The organism is Neisseria sp. HMSC078H04 (assembly GCF_001838135.1).
Taxonomy (GTDB): Bacteria; Pseudomonadota; Gammaproteobacteria; order Burkholderiales; family Neisseriaceae; genus Neisseria.
This window is the reverse complement of sequence record NZ_KV835822.1, coordinates 1-20,283: the sequence shown is the minus strand read 5'-3', so window position 1 is coordinate 20,283 and position 20,283 is coordinate 1. Positions and strand designations below refer to the sequence as shown.

The window sequence follows — 20,283 nt, the reverse complement described above, 5'->3', positions numbered from 1 at the left end:
GTTTTGTCCTGAATAATGTATATATTGGATAATCGTTATGTTCAGACGGCCTGAGAGTGTAGGAATATCTCAGGCCGTCTGAATATTGGTTTTGAATTAGGCAGTTGCTTTTTTCTTGTCTTTTAAGATCAAAATCAACACAACCATCACGATGCCGGTTACCACAAAACCTAAAGGTGCGGAGCCGGTCATGCCCAGTGCGAGGTAGCCTGAGGCGGCAGACGCGGCTACGGTCAGCGCGTAAGGGAATTGCGAGGTAACGTGGTCGATGTGGTTACAGTGTGCGCCGGTAGAAGAGAGGATGGTGGTGTCGGAAATTGGCGAGCAGTGGTCGCCAAATACGGCACCGGCCATTACGGCAGACATGCAAGGGATAACCAGCGAAGGTTCGACTTTGACGGCCATGGCGGCGGCAATCGGCAACATGATGCCGAATGTGCCCCAGCTTGTGCCGGTAGCGAAGGCCATCACACCTGCGAGCATAAACAAAATCACGGGCAGGAAGCCTGCGTGGATATTGCCTGCCACCAAAGTGGAGAGGTATTCACCGGTGTGCATCTCGCTGACAACGGTGCTGATGATCCATGCCAAAATCAAGATGGTAATGGCACCGCGCATAGAGATGATGCCCTGCCAAATGGCTTTAGGATAATCGCTGGTTTTGATGGTGCCGATGGTGCAGAGGATGACGGCCAATACGCCGCAAGTACCGCCGAATACGAGGGAAGTGTTCACGTCGGTATTTTCAAACGCGCTGAGCAAAGAGAAGGTTTCAGAAGCTTGTGCACCAGTGTAAATCATGGCGGAAACCGTGGCGACAATCAGTACCAAAACCGGCACAATTAGTGCAAATACACGACCGTTGGGATGGCCTGTTTCAACGGTTTCATCATGAATTTCATTCAAAGCGGCACGTTCCAAACGAGCCATGGAGCCGATGTCGAAGGAGAACCAAGCAACGACAAACACCATAATCAACGCGAAGACGGCGTAGTAATTCATCAGGCTCATGGCCACGAATGCGCCCATCGGTGTGTAGTCTGTGATGTTGTAAGTCACCAAAAGGCCTGCCAAAGTAGCAATAATCGATGCCCCCCAGCTGGATACAGGCATCAAAACGCACATCGGTGCGGCAGTGGAGTCAAGGATATAAGCCAGTTTGGCGCGGGAAACTTTGAATTTGTCGGTTACAGGGCGGGCAATCGCACCGACGGCAAGGCTGTGGAAATAGTCGTCAATAAAGGTAACGAATACCAAACAGGCAGTCAGCAGTTTTGCACCGCGACGGCCTTTGATGTGCTGTTTTGCCCAATCGGCAAATGCTTGGTTGCTGCCGGAATGTGTCAGCAGGGAAGTGAAAATCCCCAAAAGCACCAAGAAGAGCAGGATTTTGGGTTTGCCCAAAGACCAATCGCCGTCTGCCCAAGTCAGGCTGACAGCCATGTCTTTCAAGTGAACCAAGGCATCAAGTGGATTACCGCCTACCAGCAAGAATGAGCCGACGATAATGCCGACACCGAGGGACAGCAATACACGGCGCGTGGCAATGGCCAAGGCGAGCGCAATGGCTGCCGGGACGATGGATAAAATAGAATTTGAATAATTAATAAGTTGCATAATTATATTGTATATAAGCGGTGAAATATTTTCAGACGGCCTAAATTGGAAGACAGATAACAAAATACCCACCGCCTCTGACAGATGGGTATTTTATCATCTAACACATCATCATGCCGTCTGAAAAATCGGGCTACTGCAGATTTAGCGCGAGGAACAAAGTATTGCCGTCGCGTTGTACCAAAAGCGGTACGTTTTTGCCTGAGCTTTCCAATGCGCTACGGAAAGTGGATTCGTCATTGACGCTGATTTGGCTGACGGCAATGATTTCGTCGCCGCGTTTGAGGCCGGCACGTTCGGCCGCACCGCTAACGCGCAGAACGATTAAGCGTTGTTTGCCGTCTGCGTTTTCAACCTGCAAAGTTAGGCCTGCATTTTCAACGGTAAATCCGTCATGGCCACCTTCGTGTTGCGGGTGTTCAGCCTCTTTTGCAGAAGTTTCCGTTTGTTCGGCTGCGCTGCCAAGTTTGACTTTGACATCGGTTTGTTTGCCGCCGCGCCAAATGCTCAAAGTGACTTCTTTGCCCGGCATCATCGAGCCGACCATGACCGGCAAATCGCTGGAAGCGCGGACTTCTTCCCCGTTCACGCTGCGGACAATATCGCCGACTTGTAAACCGGCTTGTTGCGCTGCGCTGTTCGGCATGATTTTGGCAATCAACGCGCCGCTTGCTTTGTCCAAACCGAAAGATTTGGCCAAATCATAAGAAACTTCTTGAATAACCACGCCTAATTGACCGCGTTGGACTTTGCCGTTGGCTTTTAATTGATCGGCCACATTCATGGCAACATCAATCGGAATGGCAAACGAAATACCCATGAAACCGCCGCTGCGGCTGTAAATTTGCGAGTTGATGCCGACTACTTGGCCGCGGAGGTTGAATAGTGGACCGCCTGAGTTGCCGGGGTTGATGGCAACGTCGGTTTGGATGAACGGCGTATAGTTTTCATTCGGCAGGCTGCGGCCTTTGGCGGAGACGATGCCTGAAGTTACGCTATTGTCAAAGCCGAAAGGTGCGCCGATGGCGGCTACCCATTCGCCCGGTTTTAAATCTTTCGGATTGCCGATTTTGACAACCGGCAAGTCTTCTTGCGGCTCGATTTTTAAGAGGGCAACGTCGGATTGGGCGTCTGAGCCGACCAGTTTGGCCGTGTATTCGCGTTTGTCGTTGAGCAGGACTTTGATATTGCCCATGCCGGCAACCACGTGGGTATTGGTCAGGATATAACCGTCTTTGCTGATAATAAAGCCGGAACCGAAATTCAAAGCGTCGCTTTCGGTATCTTCTTGCGGCATGTCGGGCATATTGGGAACAAGGCGCTTGAAGAACTCGTAAAACGGATCATTGTCGGGGAATTGGCTTAGGTCCATGCTGTGGTCGTCATCCGGTGTCGCGGTGCGTTTTGCCGGTGTCGCTTGAATATTGACGACTGCCTGTCCTTCGTTTTGTACCAGTTGGGCGAAGTCGGGCAACAGCATACCGACTTTCCCGTCATCGGTATTGGTTTCTATGCGTTGGACGAGTTCTTTGTTTTCGTCTTTGTCGAAAAAGGTGCTGACTTTGTCGCAACCTGAAAGAAGGGAAGCTGAGAGAACAGCAAGGGCCAGATATGTGTTTGTTTTAATATTCACGAAAGTTCCTTTTGCCGGTGCCTATCGTATTGTCGGCATGAGTTTGAGCCGGCAGGCAGTTTTATTGTTTGAATGCTGTTTAAATGTATAAGGTAGGATTTTTACACTTTAACGGTTTTTTTTCAAGCATTTCATTTTAAATGAAAAAATGATGATTGGGATTTTATTGTTTTAAGGCCGTCTGAAAGCTTCGGAATATGACCTGTCGGTCGGTTCGCTTCTTTCAGACGGCCTTTAAATTGTGGTTAGTCGTGTTGATCCAAATGGTAGATCTGCGCCACGGCATCGATTAATTCGCTGTTGTCCGAGCCGGCTTTATTGAGCGTGCGTGTCGGAGAGTGGAGCAGTTTGTTGGTCAACTGGATGGAGAGGCGTTCGAGGACATCCTCGGCGGATACGCCTTTTGCCAGTTGCTTCATGGCATTTTCCAATACTTGGCGGCGTGCGCGTTCACCTTCGTCGCGCAAGGCGCGGATAAGCGGAACGCTTTGACGGTTTTTCTGCAGGCGGATAAATTCACTGACTTTTTCTTCCACCATGCTTTCAGCCGCCGCCGCTGCTTTTTTGCGCGCATCTTTACCGCTTTGGACGATGTCCATCATGTCGTCTACAGTATAGAGATATGCGTCTTCCAATTCGCCGACTTCGGCTTCGATATCGCGCGGAACGGCCAAATCCAGCAGGAAAACAGGCATGTTGTGGCGTTTTTTCAATGCGCGCTCGACCATGCCTTTGCCGACGAGGGGCAGTTGGCTGGCAGTGGAAGAAACAACCACGTCGTAATCGTGAAGAATATCGGGTAATTCGTTCAGCAGGCAGGCTTCGGCGTTGACCCCAAGTTTGTCGCACAATTCCTGCGCGCGCTGGTGTGTACGGTTGGCAACGGTAATGAGCTTGGGATTTTTGGCGGCAAAATAAGTGGCCACCAGCTCAATCATTTCGCCTGCACCGATAAAGAGGACGTTCAGATCGGAAATGGAAGGGAAGATTTGCTCTGCCATTTTGACCGATGCAGAAGCCATGGAGACGGAGTTTTCGCCGACAGCAGTGTCGGTACGCACTTCTTTGGCAACGGCAAAGGTTTTTTGAAACAGGGCGTTTAAGTGGGTATTGATGCTTTCCTGTTCTTGCGCAACGCGGACGGCATCTTTGATTTGACCGAGAATTTGCGGTTCGCCCAAGACCATGGAATCTAAACCGCAGGCGACGCGGAAGGCGTGGCGGACGGTTTCATTATTATCCAAGGTATAGAGGTAAGGGCGGATTTCTTCGGCAGGCAGGTCGTGATATTGCGCCAACCAGTCGATGATTTTTTCGGTTTCACCGACGCAGTAAAGCTCGGTGCGGTTGCAGGTAGAAAGAATGACTGCTTCTTCCGCCGCCTCACTGCGCGCGAGGTTGGACACGGCATCCGGCAGATTTGCAGCTGCAAATGCCAGTTTTTCGCGTATGCTCAAGGGCGCGGTTTGGTGATTGAGTCCGACGACGGTAAGTTGCATGGTTATGGTATGACGGGTAGTGTGTGTGGTGGGTATTATAGCTTAAGTGGGCTTTAAAATGAATGCGTTGGGGGAGAAGATGCAATGAGGTTTGCCATCGAAAAGGCCGTCTGAAAAGATTCAGACGGCCTTTTTATCAAGAAAGGCTTAAACGGCTTCAGCTTCTTCTGCCAAGAAACCGCGCAGTTTTTGCATGGCTTTGGCTTCGATTTGGCGGATGCGTTCGGCAGATACGCCGTATTCGGCAGCCAATTCGTGCAGGGTCAAACCGCCATCGTCTTGCAACCAGCGGCTTTCAACGATGCGGCGACTGCGGTCGTCCAGTTGCGCCAAGGCGTTTTGCAGACCTTCGGTTTGCAGGGCGTAGTGGGCTTGTTTGGACAACTGATGGCTAGGCTCTGCATCGTGGTCGGCCAACCAGTCGATAGGGGCGAAGTTGTCCTCGTCATCGTTGTTTTCTGCCATGATGCCGATATCGTGACCGGTCATGCGTTGCTCCATTTCCAAGACTTCGGACAATTTGACGCCTAAATCGTCGGCGATTTCTTGTGCTTCTTTTGGAGACAAGGCATTCAGGTTTTTACGCATGCTGCGCAGATTGAAGAACAGTTTGCGTTGCGGTTTGGTTGTGGCAACGCGGACTAAACGCCAGTTACGCAAAATGAATTCGTGGATTTCTGCTTTAATCCAATGCACGGCAAACGAAAACAAGCGCGCGCCACGGCTTGGTTCGTAGCGTTTGACGGCTTTCATCAGGCCGATATTACCTTCTTGAATTAGGTCAGCTTGGTTGAGGCCGTAGCCGTCGTAGCCGCGTGCGATGGATACGACGACGCGAAGATGAGACAGAATAAGCTGTTTGGCGGCGTTGAGATCGCCTTTTTGTTGACGTTCGGCCAGTTGTGTTTCTTCTTCGGCAGTCAGCATGGGAATGCTGTTGACAGTATGAATGTATTGCTCGAGGCTACCGTTGCCGCTGTGGATAACGGGTAATGCAAAAGCTTTATTCATAAAGGATGCTCTCCTTAATTAGGCCGTCTGAAAACGGCTTTTGTTTATTTGTGTGACAAGCAGTATAACACTGCCTGTGGTTTGTTTTGTTATGGGTTGGATTTTTTCTGTAAATTAACGATAGATTCAATAGTTTTTACTGTTTAAATCGCAAGGGTTGATTGTCTTAGAAAATTTGAGTGATTTACTTGGTTTTGATTAAGTATATTACAAACATTTCTGTATGTAAATAGTTTTAGTGATAAAAAAGACCTTGTATAACAAGGCCTTAAAAAATTTTCATTCTGATTTCTTCCGGCCAATCAGGATAAGGGATACGCCGATAACGGCCAAAATGCTGATAAGCCATGTTGAGCCGCCTGCTTTCATATAAGGCGTTTCACCGATGTAGCCTTTGACGTGGCCTTCGAGGACGGTTTCTGTATCCGGTTGGGCTTCGGCAACAATCGTACCTTTAGGGGAAATAATGGCGGTCGCACCGGTATTGGTGGCGCGAACCATGTAGCGGCCCAGTTCCATTGCTCGCGCTTGGGACTGTTGAAGCTGCTGATACATGGCATTGGATTTGCCGTACCACGCCATATTGCTGATGTTGGCAAGCAGGGTGGAGCGTTTCGCCGTTGCGATGAGTTCGTCGCCGAAACCGTCTTCATAGCAGATATTGAAGGCAACTTTTTGATCTTTCATTACCAACGGCGCTTGGTTGTCGCCGCCTTTTTGAAAGTCGGCCAAAGGCATATCCATCATTTTATAGAGACGCTCGGTAATGGCGGGCAATGGTTTGTATTCGCCAAATGGAACAAGGTGGTTCTTGGCGTAGTAGGGGATGACATCGGAAGTGCTGTTGTGATAGTCGCTCAAATTGATGACTGCATTTTCGTAGCCGTTGCCGTCGGGCGTATATTGGCTGATACCGATGGCCAATGCGCTGCCGTTGCTTTGCGCTTGCTCTGCGAATTGTTCCAAGATGCCTTCGGGCAGGTCTTGCCGCATCAGCGGCAAGGCGGTTTCAGGCAGGATGACGATGTCGGCACTGGTTTTGCTGATTTGTTCGTAGTATTTCTGAATGGTCGGAATGATTTGTTCTTCTTTCCATTTCAGATTTTGCTCGATGTTGCCTTGAATCAGGGCGACCGTGCTGGTGCTGCCGTCGGGGCGGGTGTATTCGGTTTGTTGGGAAATGTAGCCGACGGAGCAGAGCGCAACGATAAGGAATAAGGGCAGCAGGCGGTGTTTCAGACGGCCGTGGTTGTCAATCAGCAACACCAGCCATGCACTGAGGAAAGCAGTTGCCAGCGTGACCATGTGAATGCCGCCCAAAGGCGCGAAACCTGCCAACGGGCTGTCTTTGATGATTTGGGAATAGCCGATGGCGCCCCAGCCGAATCCGGTCAGGAAACGTTCACGGGCAAATTCTGCCAGCGTCCATAAAATCGGCAGCAGGAGGCCGGTTTTGGCCCAGCGCGACAGGTTGCATTTTCGCCACACCCAAAAACAGATGGCCGGATAAAGCGCAAGAAACGCCGGCAGCAGGAAGGTGAGGGGGATGGCGTATGAATCCGGCAAACCCGAAACATCATGCAAGGCAGTGTGTATCCAATAAAACTGCGCCGTATAACCGATTAATCCGAATAGATAGGCAGTCATGACGGCAAAGCGCGGACGCAATTCAATCAGGCGTATCAGCGCTCCAAACAACAGCGGCATCAGCCAGAAATGATAATAGGGGGCGAAAGTGAACGGTGTCGCGGCGGCAATCAAGATGACCAGCGGCCAGTAAAGCAGCGGATGTTGCCAATATTGTTCGAGTTTACGGAAAATATTCATGCTTTAAATGGTATTGAGGCCGTCTGAAAAGTTTTCAGACGGCAGGGAAACAAAATCAGTCTTTTTGAAACAATTTCATTGCAGGCAGGACGATTGCGCAAGCTAATGCACCGGCGGCTACTCCGACCACCAGATTGGCGATATGTTCCATCATGCCGCTGTCCCAATGCTGCGCGTGGAGGAAATCGTGCAAAAAGCCAAGGTTGTGGGCGATTAGTCCGCCGCCGACCAAGAACATCGCCAGCGTGCCGACAATGCTCAAGCCGCGCATAAACCAAGGCATAAATGAAATCAAACCGCGTCCGATGCCTTGTACGGCGGCGCTTTTTTGGCGCATCAACATCATACCGAGGTCGTCAAGTTTGACGATGATGCCGACCAAACCATAGACCAATGCAGTCATGCCGACACCGATGGCGGCCATAACCAAAGAACGCGTCATCAGGTCATATTTTTCAACAACACCCAGCGCGATAATGATGATTTCGGCTGAGAGGATGAAATCTGTGCGGACCGCGCCTTTCACTTTTGTTTTTTCGTCTGTGACTTCAGGCTCGGCATCGTGTCCGTCTCCGTGTTCATTACGGTGCAGAAATTTGTGCAACAGTTTTTCCACGCCTTCAAAACATAAATAAACACCGCCGATCATCAGCAAGGGCGTAATCAGCGCAGGCAGGAAAGCGGAAAGCAATAGCGCAAGCGGCACCAGAATCAGCTTGTTGACCAGAGAGCCTTTTGCCACCGCCCAAATAATCGGCAATTCGCGCTCGGCGGATACGCCGGTTACCTGATTGGCGTTGAGCGCCAAATCGTCACCGACCACGCCGGCGGTTTTTTTGGCGGCGACTTTGGTCATCATCGCTACATCGTCCAAAACGGCGGTGATGTCGTCCAAAAGCGTAAAGAGAGAGGCGAAGGCCATAATGTTGTCCGGATAAAATCAAATAAACGCGCGATTATATATGAAAATTCAGTTGCTTGAATGTTTTTCAGACGGCCTTTGACGGAAATTAACCAAAGGCCGTCTGAAAATGCTATTTCGGCGTATAACGTCCCGCCATGGCTTTATACACCATATTTTCGTATTTCAAGGCTTCATAGCGTTGGTTCAGCAGGTTTTGAGCCGAGCTGTATTCTGAATTCAAAGCCTCCAGCCAGTCTTTCAGTTCGTTTTTACCATGCTGGTAGCGTACTTGATAGTAATGGCTGTTTTTCTTGTCCAACTGATAACGCTGTTCTTGATTGGCAAGGCTGACCTGCGCGTTTTTGTAGGCAAGGTAATTGGTGTTGACTTCGTTGAGCGCGGTGGTCAAGGCTTTTTCAAAATTCAGCTTGGCACTGTCCATCTCCGCTTGTACGGTTTTGTCTTTCCATTTCATGGTCTGCCAATTAAGGAAAGGCAGATTGATGGTGGCCGATCCGCCTAACATGGGGATATTGAACGTGCTTTTCGCTTTATCGGAAGACGTACTCAAACTTGCGCCCAAAGTAATCGACGGATACCAACTGCGTTTTTGCGCGTTGACCGATTGTTGCGACGCTTGCAGGCGGTATTCGGCGGCGCGCAGGTCGGGGCGGTTGGCCAAAACGGTAATCGGTACATCCAAGTTCACGCCTTTGACCGGCAACAGGCGGAATTGTGCCGGATCGGCGGCCATGTTTTCAGACGGCCTTAAATTCAACAAATTACGCAAAACCTGTTTTTGCGTATCCAAATTGTTTTGCAAAGACAACAGGTTGTTTTCCGCGCTCAGCAATGACTGTTTGGCTTGGGTCGGCTGGCTGGAGTCGGCACGGCCGTAGCGGAATTTGGCATTCGCAATGCGGTTGATTTCCTGATATTGCTTCAGCGATTTTTTTGCCAACTCGATGGCTTCGTTCAGGTAGGCGATATTGAAATACGCATCGGCGACATTATTAATCAAAGTCAGGCGTGTGTTGGCCATGTCTTCATGCGTGGCTTGATATTCCCATACCTGAGCATCGGCAGTGGCACTGAGTTTACGCCATAAATCCAATTCGTAGCTCAAGCCAAGCTGGCTGCTGAAGGTATTGCCGTGGCTGCCAGTTTTCAGGTTTTTAGAAGCGTTTGCGCCCAATGAGCCGCTGAACGAAGGCACCAAATCCGCGCCCAAAATATTGGCTTGATACAAAGCTTTGTTGACGCTGATGGCCGCCTGTTTCAAATCGACATTGTTGGCTAACACTTGCTCCATCAGCGCATTAAGCTGCTGGCTTTGGTAAATTTCCCACCAGTTGCCGTTTACATCGTAGCGTTCGGCAGTTTCCGCCGCGCTCATGACTTGGCCGGTCGCTTCCAGCGTCAGATTCGGATTGGCTTTAGGTGCGGCGCACGCACTTAGGGCAAGGGCAACAGCCAAGGATAAGGCTGCTTGGGAAAAAGGTTTCGTCTTCATAAAAAATCTTTCGGGTAACAGCATTTCAGACGGCCCAAGATAATAGGCCGTCTGAAACATAATCAATCCTGAGCCAGTGCATCAATCGGGTTGAGCTTGGAAGCCTTGTTGGCAGGCATAAAGCCGAACGCGACGCCGATGGCGGTGGAGCAGACCACTGCGCCGATGACGGAAGTCATGGAAATGCTCATCGGGAAGTCGGTAACAAAATAGTTGAACACCAGGCTGATGCTTGCGGACAACAATACGCCTGACAGGCCGCCGATGATACAGATTAAGACTGCTTCAATTAGGAACTGTTGCAAAATATTGTTGCGGCGTGCGCCGATTGCCATGCGGACGCCGATTTCTTTGGTGCGCTCGGTAACGGAAACCAGCATGATGTTCATCACGCCGATGCCGCCGACCACCAAAGAGATGACCGCAATGGAAGAAATCAGCAGTGTCATGGTGCCGGTCGTGCTTTCAACCATTTCTTTGATGCTGTCGCTGTTGTTCATAAAGAAGTCTTCTGTACCGTGGCGTGCTTTCAGCAGCTCGGTCAGGCTTTTTTCGGCAACTTGCGTGTTGGCATCGTCTTTGATTTTGACAACGATGGAGTTGGTATAGCTCTCGCCGGTAATTTGGTGCATGACCGTTGTATACGGCGACCAAAGCATCAGAGAGTCGGAATTACCAAACGAGTTGTCATCCTTTTTCATAATGCCGATGACGGTTAGCGGGCGTTTTTTGAAAAGGATGGTTTTGCCTAAAGGATTGACGCCTTCGCCGAAGAGTTTGGTTTTGGTGTTTTGGTCGATGACGACGACTTGGGCATCGTTTTTTACATCGTCATCATCAAACAGACGGCCTTCTTCCAATTTTAAACCGCGCACGTCGAAATATTGTTCGCCTACGCCGTAAAGCGAGGCGGACAGGTCGGTGTTGCGGTAGGTCAAGGTGCCGCCGGAGTTGGTTTGAGGGGTGGCAGAGGCGACGTAGCTTTGTTGGCTGATGGCTTTTGCGTCATTAATCGTCAGTGTTTTGATCCGTCCGCTGCGGCGGTCGCCAAAACCACGGCCGGGGAAGATGCTGATGGTGTTTGTGCCCATCGAGTTGATGTCTTCCAGGATTTTTTGTTGCGAGCCATTACCTAAGGCCACTACCGATACCACCGAAGCAATACCGATGATAATCCCCAGCATGGTCAGCAACGAACGCATTTTGTGCGCCATAATCGCCTGTACCGACATTTTGAATGCTTCCATAAATTGATCGTAATAAAACGACCAGGAAGCTTTTTCTTTAATCCTCTCCACTTTGCTTGGCGGAATATCGGGATTTTTAGACGTATCCGAAATAATCTGACCGTCGCGGATTTCGATGACGCGGTTCGCATTTGCCGCAATGCCCGGATCGTGGGTAACCATAATCACGGTATGCCCGTCTTCGTGTAACTTATGGATGATTTCCATCACATTTTTACCGCTGGCGGTATCCAATGCGCCGGTCGGTTCGTCGGCAAAGATGATTTCGCCGCCGTTCATCAACGCGCGGGCAATCGAAACGCGTTGTTGCTGACCGCCGGAAAGCTCGCTGGGTTTGTTGCCTTCTTTATTTTGCAAACCCAAATCGCCCAACAGTTTTTCCGCACGTTCCGCGCGCTCTTTACTGTCCATGCCCATATACACGGCAGGCAGGGCGACGTTGTCTCGGGCGGTCAGCGAGCTTAACAGGTTGTAACGCTGGAAAATAAAGCCGAAACGCTCACGGCGCAAAGCCGCCAGCTCATCCGGCTGCATTTGCGATGTTTCTATGCCGTCGATTTGATAAGAGCCGGAAGTGGCGGTATCCAGACAGCCCAAAATATTCATCAGCGTCGATTTGCCTGAGCCGGACTGTCCGATAATCGCTACAAAGTCGCCTTTCTCAATAGAAAGGCTGACATCTTTCAATACGTGTACACGGTTTTCACCGCTACCGAAAAAACGGTTGATATTCTTACATTCGATTAAACTCATAATCTTTCCGGGCGAAAAATAGAAATACAGGAACTAAGGCCGTCTGAAACACAGCCAAACCTTTCAGACGGCCTTAATTAATCAGCGAGGAGGGCCGCCACCCATCATTGCGCGTTCGCTGCTCTTATTCTTTTCATCTGCGCTCATTTCAGAAACGATCACTTTTTCGCCTTCTTTCAAGCCGCTTTTGATTTCGGTATTCATGCTGTCTTTCAGGCCGACGGTCACTTCGCGTTCTACCGCTTTATTGTCTGCACCCAAAATGCTGACATAGGATTTGCCGTTATGCTTTTTCACGGTCAGCGTCGGTACCAGTAAAACATTCTTCACGCCGTTGATTTCGATCGTGTTTTGAGTGGTCATGCCGATAGAAAGTTTGCCTTCAGGATTCGGCACCAGGGCGCGGGCATAGTAGTAAATCGCATTGGAAGTCGTGTCCGTGCTGCTGGTGTAGTTGCCCAAAGACATGGTGGTCAGGCCGGGGTCGACACTGTCTAATTTCGCTTTAATCGGGGTGTCCGGCTCGGACAAAATGGTGAACGAAATATCCTGACCTGCTTTGACTTTCGTGATGTCGCCTTCGGCAATCTGCATTTTGTTCAACATGGTTTCCAGATTTGCCAGCTGGATAATGGTCGGCGTAGATTGCGCCGCATTGACGGATTGGCCTTCTTCAACAGGAATGGCGACCACGGTGCCGTCCATGGTGGCGGTAATCCGCGTGTGGCCCAGTTCGGATTCGGCTGTATTGATGGAGATTTTTGATTGTTTGATGGAGGCCTTCAGTTCGGCAACATTGGCTTTGGCTGCGGCTAAAGAGTCTTGTGCAGATTCCAAGTTTTCCTTGGAAGTTGCCTGTTCTTTCCATAAGGCAAGTTCGCGTTTATATTTTTTCTCTGCACTGGAAAGAGCGATTTCTGCAGAAACCAATTTTGCCTGATAGGTTTCCAGTTTGGATTTTTCGGTATTTAAGGTATTGATCTGATTGGTTGAGTCGATTTCCGCAATCAGATCGCCTTTTTTCACTTGTTGGCCCAGTTTCACATACAGTTTTTTAATCTGACCTGAAGCTTCCGCGCCTACGGATACCAAATTGGAAGGTGAGATTTCTCCGGTTGCCGACACGGTTTGACGGATATCGCCGCGTTTGACTACTTCTGTAATAAAAGAAGACTGAGGCTCAGGCTTCATCAAAGACCAGCCGCCGAAAGCCGCTGCTACTACAACAGCCGTACCGGCCGCCCACTTGAAAACTTTAGACATATAAAAGGAACCAATTCAATAAAATAACGTTGCAGACAAGCAATAAATGTATGTTGGAGACAAAAAAAACAACTGGATTTTACTGTAAAGACCAAGACCAACCAAGAGACGGTCGGCTTAAATTGAAGTTTAACTTATTGAAATAAAAAATAAAAGGATGGAAATATTTTTCAGAACTTGTACCTCGTTTACATAAATTCCCAAACTTCCTCCGAATCTGAACATTTAAGCCGCAAGAAAACGACTATAATATTCATGTCTTATTCCAATTATTAACGACACAAATAAAATGAAACACCAACAAGGCTTCACGCTTATCGAGCTGCTGATAGTCGTTTTGATTGCAGCCATTCTCGCTACCATCGCATATCCATCTTATCAAAACTACATCCGCCAAACGCGTCTCGCATCCGTCCGTACACAGATGCTGCATAATGCCCAACAGCTCGAACGCTATTACACTCAAAAAAGTACATTTGTAGGGTTTCCTGCTGAAAATTTACAGCAGAATCAATATTTCAATATTAGTTTTTCCGAAGGTTCGGATCCTTCCGATTCAGGTTATATTTTGAAGGCTGTACCCAATAAAGAAACCAATGCCGATGAAACTTGTACTGTTTATTACAACGACAGCGGTATCATTTGGGCAAACAGCGATAAACAAAACTGCCCCAGTTATGAAATGCCAAAATCAGAATAAATCGAGAAATATAAAAGGCCGTCTGAATTTCAGACGGCCTTTTTGATGGTTTGGCTGTATAAGCACATTAGCTTAAACAGGGCAAAGATCGGTAATCCCGACCTGATGTGAAGCTAATCTTAGCCTTTGCGGCGTGGTTCGTCAGGGCGGATACGGGAAGCCAGTTGGTCGAGGATGCCGTTGACGAATTTATGGCCATCGGTGCCACCGAAAGTTTTGGTAACTTCGATGGCTTCATTGATGATGACGGGGTATGGGGTTTCAGGCATGGTGCTCAGCTCATGGCAGGCAACCAGCAAAACGGCGCGTTCGATAGGGCTGAGGTCTTTTTCGTCTCGGTCGAGCAGGGGGCTGATTTTTTCCATGTATTCTTCGGCATGGGTTTGTGCGCCGAAAAACAGTTTGTTGAACAGCTCTTCATCCATATTGGAAGATTGGGACAGTTCGTGGATGTTTTTAGCGATTTCGGGAGCGGCAGTTTTGTTGATGCCTGCTTGATAAATAGCTTGTACGGCAAGCTCGCGTGCGCGGCGGCGTGGGCTTTTCATGGGTATTCCTTGTGAAGAGAGTGCCGATGGTTGTCGGCTGAATATTGAATGATTCAGACGGCCTCAATGTCATGATTGGGAGGCCGTCTGAAAATATGCGGATTCAATACGGGGAGAAGCTTATTCTTCGTCGTCTTCGTATTGTTCTGACAAAAGATGGTTGACCAAGTTGGCACATTCTACGGCAACTTTGGCTGCATCGGAGGCTTTTTCTTCGATACGAGCAACGGCTTGTTCGTCGTTTTCGGTCGTTAGGATGGCGTTGGCGATAGGGATGTTGTAGTCAAGGGCAACGCGGCTGACACCTGCGCCGGACTCATTGGATACCAATTCAAAGTGGTAGGTTTCGCCACGAATGACAACGCCGATAGCAATCAGGGCATCGAATTGTTCGGATGAAGCGAGGTTCATCAACGCGATAGGCACTTCAAGCGCGCCGGGAACGGTGGCAAGCGTGATGTTGTCTTCGGATACGCCCAATTCTTTTAGGGTGCGGCAGCATACTTTGACCATTTCGCTGCCGATTTCGTTGGTGAAGCGGGCTTGAACGATGCCGATGCGCAAGTTGGTGCCATCGAGGCGTGGTTCGATAATGTTCATGATGATTCCTTCAATATTTGTGAAATAGGGATTCGGCTCGGTTTCAGACGGCCTTGTTATAAAGAAGGCCGTCTGAAACAAAATGGGGATGGATTATTCTTGCGGCTGCCAATCGGCAACGGCTTGGAACTCGCCGTCTTCGTTCAATTCCCACGCGCAGCCTTCTGCCTGAGTCAGCAGGGGCGCGATGTCGGGATTGTCTGCGGTAATGGTGGAGAGACTGACAATGCTGAAATTGTCGGGATTGTCGGTGTATTCGTCGGTTTCGTCGCCGCTGAAAATACGCCAGCCGCTGTCGTTTTCAAATACGGGGGCTTCGCGGTAGAGGAAGCCGACGGGCTCGCCTTGTTCGGCGATGGTGTTGGTAACGATGCAGCGGTCGAGCGCTGCGGCCAATGCTTGGGCAAATTTGTTCATGGAGTTGACAAAGAGATGATTTGGCATGATTTTACACGATTCGCCGCTTTTCCGCACGGATGTGTGCAGGGGCGGTTTGATGGTACAATGTCGGTAAGTGCCGTCAGGTTTGAACATGACGGCTTTTGATTGTTTATCGGCTTGAGGGACGCGAGAAACAATGAGCCAAAATAAAAAAGTTGCCGGTGTAGCCTTTTTATTTTGTTTCACTGCGGATGAGGCGTGCTTTCCGGCTGTTTTTTTGAAAGTATGGAATGAAACCTGATTTGCTCAAACAGCAGGCGCATCGAGCGATTCAAAAGCGTCTGGGCTATGAGTTCCGCAATATGGAGCTGCTCCAGCAGGCTTTGACCCACCGCAGCTACAATGCCAAACACAATGAGCGTTTTGAATTTGTCGGCGATTCGATTTTGAACTATTCCGTGGCGAGGATGTTGTTTGATGCGTTTCCGAAATTGTCGGAAGGTGAGTTGTCGCGGATGCGCGCGGCTTTGGTGAATGAAGGCGTATTGGCTGAAATCGCGTTGGAAATGAATGTCGGCGACGGTTTGTATTTAGGTGCCGGCGAGTTGAAGAGCGGTGGTTTCAGACGGCCTTCGATTTTGGCCGACGCGATGGAAGCGATGTTTGCGGCGGTCAGCTTTGATGCTGATTTTTCTGCGGCGGAAAAAGTGGTTCGCCATTTGTTTGCGGAACGCGTGAAACGTGCGGATTTGAATATCGGCAAAAAAGACAGTAAAACCGCTTTGCAGGAAGCCTTGCAGGCACGCCGCTTTGCCTTGCCGAAATACCGAATCGAAGAGCAGGCGGAGCAGACGGCTGATGCGATGTTTGTGATTTCCTGTGATTTGGGTGAACTCGGCTTTATCTGCAATGCACGCGGCAGCAGTCGGAAAGTGGCCGAGCAAAAAGCGGCATGTGAAGCCTTGGAGTGGTTGGAACAGAAGTTTCCTTTGAAAAAAGCTAAAAAATAATATTTCAGACGGCCTTTGAGAAAATGCAAAGGCCGTCTGAAACAATCAAGAAAGTCATATATAAATGGATATCGAAACCTTTTTGCAAAACGAGTCGCAACACCTGACAGATTATCGTTGCGGCTTTGTGGCCATCGTGGGTCGTCCGAATGTCGGCAAATCCACGCTGATGAACCATTTAATCGGTCAGAAAATCAGTATTACCAGTAAAAAAGCACAAACCACGCGCAATCGTGTAACAGGCATTTACACCGACGATACGGCGCAATTTGTGTTTGTCGATACGCCGGGTTTTCAAACCAATCACCGCAATGCCTTGAATGACCGTCTTAATCAAAACGTAACCGAAGCGTTGAGCGGCGTGGATGTGGTGGTTTTTGTGGTGGAAGCCATGCGCTTTACCGATGCTGACCGCGTGGTGTTGAAGCAGTTGCCTAAGCATACGCCTGTGGTATTGGTGGTCAATAAAATCGATAAAGATAAAGCCAAAGACAAATTTGCGCTTGAAGCGTTTATCAATGAAGTGCGCCAAGAGTTTGAATTTACTGCCAGCGAGGCAGTCAGCGCGAAACATGGCCTGCGTATTGCCAATTTGCTGGAATTGCTCAAGCCGTATCTGCCGGAAAGTATCCCGATGTATCCGGAAGATATGGTGACGGACAAATCCAGCCGATTCCTGGCGATGGAAATTGTGCGCGAAAAATTGTTCCGCTATTTGGGTGAAGAGTTGCCGTATGCGATGAATGTTGAAGTGGAGCAGTTTGAGGAAGAGGAAAGCGGACTGTTCCGCATTTATATCGCGGTGTTGGTTGATAAAGACAGTCAAAAGGCGATTTTGATTGGCAAGGGTGGGGAGAAATTGAAGAAAATTTCTACTGAAGCCCGCCTTGATATGGAAAAATTGTTTGATACCAAAGTCTTCTTGAAGATTTGGGTGAAAGTGAAATCCGGTTGGGCAGACGATATTCGTTTCCTACGTGAATTGGGTTTGTAATGTAATGTGTTTGAACAAAGGCCGTCTGAAAAACTTTCAGACGGCCTTTTGTTTTATTAAGTCAACAATTCAGCCAGGCGTTTGACGATTTCATCCGCTGCTTGGCGTTTGGATGTTTCCGGAAATGAGGTTTCGGCAAGGTCATCAATAATGGTGATTTGATTGGTTGGCTTACCCATGGAAACGGAAACTTGGTTGGCTACCAGCATAGGTACGTTTTTGCGCAAACGTTTTGCCCGAGCAAATTCCAAGACCTGATGGCTTTCTGCGGCAAAGCCGACGCAGAATGGTCGAGAAGGCAGGGTGGCAACGGATGCGAGAATATCCGGATTTTCCGTCAGTTCGATAACCGGGGGCTGATTGCCGTTTTTCTTTAGTTTCTCGTTGCTGCTGTTTTTGACTTTATAGTCTGCAACGGCTGCAACGGAAATAAAGACATCTTGCTCATGGATATGGCGGTGAACTGCCTGATACATGGCTTCTGCGCTGACAGCTTGTTCGGAATGAGCCAAGCCTGCTGGCAAGGCCGTCTGAATTTGACCGTAAATCAGCGTGACTTTCGCTCCGGCGGCACGGCAGGCACGCGCTAAAGCCATGCCCATTTGTCCGCTGGAAATATTGGTAATGCCGCGAACAGGATCGATGGCTTCAAACGTTGCGCCGGCTGTAATCAGAACTTTTTTGCCGCTCAATAGCTTGGGTGTCCATAAATCCTCTAACAAATCTGCCAGATCGACCGCTTCGACCATTCTGCCTGTACCTGTTTCGCCGCAAGCCTGTTCGCCGCTGTTTGGGTAAAGCACGGTAATGCCGTCTGAAACCAGCTGCTCAATATTGCGCAGGTTGGCAGCGTTGTTCCACATTTCGACATTCATTGCAGGCGCAACGGCCAAAGGACATTTTCTGGCTGCGGCCAAAGTAGTCAACAGGTTGTCGGCTAATCCGTTGGCAATTTTGGCAATCGTATTGGCAGTTGCAGGCGCAATAAGAAATGCGTCGGCTTCACGCGTCAGGTTTATGTGCGCCATGCCATTATTGGAAGCGCCTGAATAGGTATCCGATAAAACAGGGTTGCCGGTTAAAGCTTGGAAAGTCAGCGGGGAGACAAATTCCGTCGCAGAATCTGTCATTACCACTGATACAGAATGTCCTTGCTTTTTCAGTAGTCTGACCAGTTCGCAAGATTTATACGCCGCAATACCGCCAGTAATGCCGAGGAGAATGTGTTTGCTCATAAATAACGGGTTCATTAAATGAGATATATAGGAATCAAATCAAATTAGATTTGTTCGATGTTGATTCTGGCTAGTTTTGCTTTAATCGCATTACCATATCTCTTTGGTAAGAATGCTGAAACCGCTCCGTTTTTCACTTCAGTCACATAACTGCAGACTTTAAATTCAGGAACAACATTGAGCGAGTAGTCCGGATTGACCAAAGGTGAAGCACTGGAGTACAGCGTCCATCTTGCCAGGCTGCCATCTTCATAATCAGTCGTTGCGTTAAAGCTGGTAACCCCTTCGCTGAAAGCGATTTGATAATTAGAGTAGAACTCTCCGGGAATTTCGTGTGCATTACAGAAATCAAATAATCTGTCATGTGCAAACAGATTCTGACGGATATAGGCCCACAATTCTTTTTCTAGAAAATCTTGGTCGGCAAAATGTCTGGAAGGGTAGCCCTCATCGACAAAGTTTTGAATCCTTTCTTGCATATCTGGGACTGCACCCGCTTTAGCCCCCCACATACCCGCAAGAATCAGGGCAGTATGCGAGCCTGAGTCGCGAATAGTGTGGAATAGGGCGCCACTTTTTATCCATTCGGATACAGCCGCTGCATCACGATAGCAAATAATAGAATCTGCATCACGGAAAATAACGTATTCAACCTCGGGATCATTGATGGCAAGAAAGCGCCACATCGTACCCGGCCAGTTGTCCAATGGAGCGCCAACCTTAATCACTTCTGCACCGTTATTTCTAAATCGTTGAATAGCTTCAGCAGATACAGAATCGTCGACATAAAAACGACATGTCCAACCGGGGAAAAGTACAGGAGCAAGCTGGGTGTTTAAGACGGCAGGCTCAATATATTTGGAATTATTACCAAATAAAGAAAAGGAGATAATCCGTTTGCCGTTTTTTGGAGCCGGTGTCGGAATGATTTCATGTTCTAGGTCTGGGATGGCTTTATCTTTTAGAACCAAAGCCTGATGACCGTAAAACCCGGTTTTTTCCCAGTTATCTAGAGCGCCGTAAGCATGTGCAAGTAAATCCAAAGCAGGAATATAGGTACTATCCAGCTCTAGCGTTTTCATTTCAGCCTCAATGGCTTTTTCCCATTTCAATTGCTTCAGATAGGCATAAGCAACTTTATGATGAAATTCGACAGATTGGGGATTGAGAAGGCAAAGAATCTCGGCACGTTTTAGTGCTTCCTCGTAATTTTCCTCTTCGATGAAAGAGTGATATGCTTGTTCAAATTTTTGTTGAATCTTTTCGTTGCTCATAATCGGGACTATTCTAAATTTATGATTGTTTTATTGGAGAAAGTAGAGATTGTAAGAGTAGATAGGGCTAAAGCGCCAGTAATATAGAGATATAGGGTGTTGAATGTGGCAAATAAGAGCAAAGCTGCAGGACTATTTATCTTTAGGGTATCTGTTTTATCTATACGAATGATAAAATTCAATAAATTTTAAATTATTTAAATACAGATAGTTGAGAGAAAATTTTAATTTTTTTGAAATTGGGTGTTGACTGGTTTTGTTTGGGGGCGTATAG

The 20,283-nt window shown here is 48.6% G+C and carries 17 protein-coding genes; 3 read left to right on the top strand and 14 right to left on the bottom strand.

Translation table 11 applies throughout. The features are described 5' to 3' along the window. Nucleotides 1–96 precede the first annotated feature (96 nt). From HMPREF2560_RS00270 to HMPREF2560_RS00230, 9 genes are all read right to left on the bottom strand, one after another. Nucleotides 97–1,617, bottom strand: coding sequence for a Na+/H+ antiporter NhaC family protein (locus HMPREF2560_RS00270; RefSeq protein ID WP_070606771.1), 1,521 nt, complete (start codon nucleotides 1,615–1,617; stop codon nucleotides 97–99). A 133-nt stretch (nucleotides 1,618–1,750) separates the two neighbouring features. Then, complete coding sequence (locus HMPREF2560_RS00265; RefSeq protein ID WP_070606768.1) at nucleotides 1,751–3,250, bottom strand: DegQ family serine endoprotease; 1,500 nt, start codon at nucleotides 3,248–3,250, stop codon at nucleotides 1,751–1,753. A gap of 245 nt (nucleotides 3,251–3,495) precedes the next feature. Continuing rightward, nucleotides 3,496–4,749 carry a glutamyl-tRNA reductase gene (gene hemA, locus HMPREF2560_RS00260; RefSeq protein WP_003684306.1) on the bottom strand — a complete coding sequence of 418 codons (1,254 nt, stop codon included), beginning with the start codon at nucleotides 4,747–4,749 and terminating at the stop codon, nucleotides 3,496–3,498. A 147-nt stretch (nucleotides 4,750–4,896) separates the two neighbouring features. Next, the gene (rpoH, locus tag HMPREF2560_RS00255) at nucleotides 4,897–5,760 is read right to left on the bottom strand and encodes an RNA polymerase sigma factor RpoH (protein ID WP_070606765.1); all 864 of its coding nucleotides are present in this window, start codon (nucleotides 5,758–5,760) and stop codon (nucleotides 4,897–4,899) included. A 279-nt stretch (nucleotides 5,761–6,039) separates the two neighbouring features. Then, a complete protein-coding gene (lnt, locus tag HMPREF2560_RS00250; protein WP_070606762.1) occupies nucleotides 6,040–7,587 on the bottom strand; it encodes an apolipoprotein N-acyltransferase in 1,548 nt (515 codons plus the stop codon). 55 nt (nucleotides 7,588–7,642) lie between these two features. Continuing rightward, on the bottom strand, nucleotides 7,643–8,509 hold the full coding sequence (locus tag HMPREF2560_RS00245; protein ID WP_070606758.1) for a DUF808 domain-containing protein: 867 nt from the start codon (nucleotides 8,507–8,509) through the stop codon (nucleotides 7,643–7,645). 112 nt (nucleotides 8,510–8,621) lie between these two features. Next, the gene (locus HMPREF2560_RS00240; RefSeq protein WP_070606755.1) at nucleotides 8,622–10,004 is read right to left on the bottom strand and encodes a TolC family protein; all 1,383 of its coding nucleotides are present in this window, start codon (nucleotides 10,002–10,004) and stop codon (nucleotides 8,622–8,624) included. Between the two features lie 62 nt (nucleotides 10,005–10,066). Continuing rightward, on the bottom strand, nucleotides 10,067–12,004 hold the full coding sequence (locus tag HMPREF2560_RS00235) for a MacB family efflux pump subunit (RefSeq protein ID WP_070606753.1): 1,938 nt from the start codon (nucleotides 12,002–12,004) through the stop codon (nucleotides 10,067–10,069). 81 nt (nucleotides 12,005–12,085) lie between these two features. Beyond that, nucleotides 12,086–13,267 (bottom strand): efflux RND transporter periplasmic adaptor subunit, encoded by a 1,182-nt coding sequence (locus HMPREF2560_RS00230; protein ID WP_049331220.1) that lies wholly within the window; start codon nucleotides 13,265–13,267, stop codon nucleotides 12,086–12,088. Nucleotides 13,268–13,556: 289 nt separating this feature from the next. Here HMPREF2560_RS00230 and HMPREF2560_RS00225 point away from each other — a divergent pair, with 289 nt between their 5' ends. Then, nucleotides 13,557–13,967 carry a type IV pilin protein gene (locus HMPREF2560_RS00225; protein ID WP_070606751.1) on the top strand — a complete coding sequence of 137 codons (411 nt, stop codon included), beginning with the start codon at nucleotides 13,557–13,559 and terminating at the stop codon, nucleotides 13,965–13,967. 119 nt (nucleotides 13,968–14,086) lie between these two features. On the opposite strand, the gene nusB is transcribed toward HMPREF2560_RS00225, so the two are convergent. The 3 genes from nusB to HMPREF2560_RS00210 all read right to left on the bottom strand — a co-directional run bounded on the left by nusB (nucleotide 14,087) and on the right by HMPREF2560_RS00210 (nucleotide 15,532). Beyond that, complete coding sequence (nusB, locus tag HMPREF2560_RS00220; protein ID WP_003748564.1) at nucleotides 14,087–14,515, bottom strand: transcription antitermination factor NusB; 429 nt, start codon at nucleotides 14,513–14,515, stop codon at nucleotides 14,087–14,089. Between the two features lie 120 nt (nucleotides 14,516–14,635). Continuing rightward, on the bottom strand, nucleotides 14,636–15,115 hold the full coding sequence (ribH, locus tag HMPREF2560_RS00215) for a 6,7-dimethyl-8-ribityllumazine synthase (RefSeq protein ID WP_036493252.1): 480 nt from the start codon (nucleotides 15,113–15,115) through the stop codon (nucleotides 14,636–14,638). Nucleotides 15,116–15,208: 93 nt separating this feature from the next. Further along, nucleotides 15,209–15,532, bottom strand: a complete 324-nt coding sequence (locus HMPREF2560_RS00210) for a DUF2185 domain-containing protein (RefSeq protein ID WP_070607364.1) — start codon at nucleotides 15,530–15,532, stop codon at nucleotides 15,209–15,211. Nucleotides 15,533–15,786: 254 nt separating this feature from the next. On the opposite strand from HMPREF2560_RS00210, the gene rnc reads away from it, so the two are divergent. Next, nucleotides 15,787–16,506, top strand: a complete 720-nt coding sequence (rnc, locus tag HMPREF2560_RS00205; protein WP_003683027.1) for a ribonuclease III — start codon at nucleotides 15,787–15,789, stop codon at nucleotides 16,504–16,506. Nucleotides 16,507–16,570: 64 nt separating this feature from the next. Then, on the top strand, nucleotides 16,571–17,500 hold the full coding sequence (gene era / locus HMPREF2560_RS00200; RefSeq protein ID WP_070606748.1) for a GTPase Era: 930 nt from the start codon (nucleotides 16,571–16,573) through the stop codon (nucleotides 17,498–17,500). A 56-nt stretch (nucleotides 17,501–17,556) separates the two neighbouring features. Here era and coaBC read toward each other — a convergent pair whose 3' ends face one another. Both coaBC and HMPREF2560_RS00190 read right to left on the bottom strand, forming a co-directional pair. Then, nucleotides 17,557–18,735, bottom strand: coding sequence for a bifunctional phosphopantothenoylcysteine decarboxylase/phosphopantothenate--cysteine ligase CoaBC (gene coaBC / locus HMPREF2560_RS00195; protein WP_070606745.1), 1,179 nt, complete (start codon nucleotides 18,733–18,735; stop codon nucleotides 17,557–17,559). 44 nt (nucleotides 18,736–18,779) lie between these two features. Beyond that, the gene (locus HMPREF2560_RS00190; protein ID WP_070606742.1) at nucleotides 18,780–20,009 is read right to left on the bottom strand and encodes a tetratricopeptide repeat protein; all 1,230 of its coding nucleotides are present in this window, start codon (nucleotides 20,007–20,009) and stop codon (nucleotides 18,780–18,782) included. Between the last annotated feature and the right edge of the window lie 274 nt (nucleotides 20,010–20,283).

Bases quoted from the DNA above. Each gene is read 5' to 3' on its own strand.
- HMPREF2560_RS00230 (WP_049331220.1), bottom strand. From the start codon at position 13,267: ATGTCTAAAGTTTTCAAGTGGGCGGCCGGTACGGCTGTTGTAGTAGCA.
- nusB (WP_003748564.1), bottom strand. From the start codon at position 14,515: ATGAAAAGCCCACGCCGCCGCGCACGCGAGCTTGCCGTACAAGCTATT.
- HMPREF2560_RS00270 (WP_070606771.1), bottom strand. From the start codon at position 1,617: ATGCAACTTATTAATTATTCAAATTCTATTTTATCCATCGTCCCGGCA.
- HMPREF2560_RS00210 (WP_070607364.1), bottom strand. From the start codon at position 15,532: ATGAACAAATTTGCCCAAGCATTGGCCGCAGCGCTCGACCGCTGCATC.
- era (WP_070606748.1), top strand. From the start codon at position 16,571: ATGGATATCGAAACCTTTTTGCAAAACGAGTCGCAACACCTGACAGAT.
- HMPREF2560_RS00225 (WP_070606751.1), top strand. From the start codon at position 13,557: ATGAAACACCAACAAGGCTTCACGCTTATCGAGCTGCTGATAGTCGTT.
- ribH (WP_036493252.1), bottom strand. From the start codon at position 15,115: ATGAACATTATCGAACCACGCCTCGATGGCACCAACTTGCGCATCGGC.
- HMPREF2560_RS00240 (WP_070606755.1), bottom strand. From the start codon at position 10,004: ATGAAGACGAAACCTTTTTCCCAAGCAGCCTTATCCTTGGCTGTTGCC.
- lnt (WP_070606762.1), bottom strand. From the start codon at position 7,587: ATGAATATTTTCCGTAAACTCGAACAATATTGGCAACATCCGCTGCTT.
- HMPREF2560_RS00245 (WP_070606758.1), bottom strand. From the start codon at position 8,509: ATGGCCTTCGCCTCTCTCTTTACGCTTTTGGACGACATCACCGCCGTT.
- rpoH (WP_070606765.1), bottom strand. From the start codon at position 5,760: ATGAATAAAGCTTTTGCATTACCCGTTATCCACAGCGGCAACGGTAGC.
- hemA (WP_003684306.1), bottom strand. From the start codon at position 4,749: ATGCAACTTACCGTCGTCGGACTCAATCACCAAACCGCGCCCTTGAGC.
- HMPREF2560_RS00235 (WP_070606753.1), bottom strand. From the start codon at position 12,004: ATGAGTTTAATCGAATGTAAGAATATCAACCGTTTTTTCGGTAGCGGT.
- coaBC (WP_070606745.1), bottom strand. From the start codon at position 18,735: ATGAGCAAACACATTCTCCTCGGCATTACTGGCGGTATTGCGGCGTAT.
- HMPREF2560_RS00190 (WP_070606742.1), bottom strand. From the start codon at position 20,009: ATGAGCAACGAAAAGATTCAACAAAAATTTGAACAAGCATATCACTCT.
- rnc (WP_003683027.1), top strand. From the start codon at position 15,787: ATGAAACCTGATTTGCTCAAACAGCAGGCGCATCGAGCGATTCAAAAG.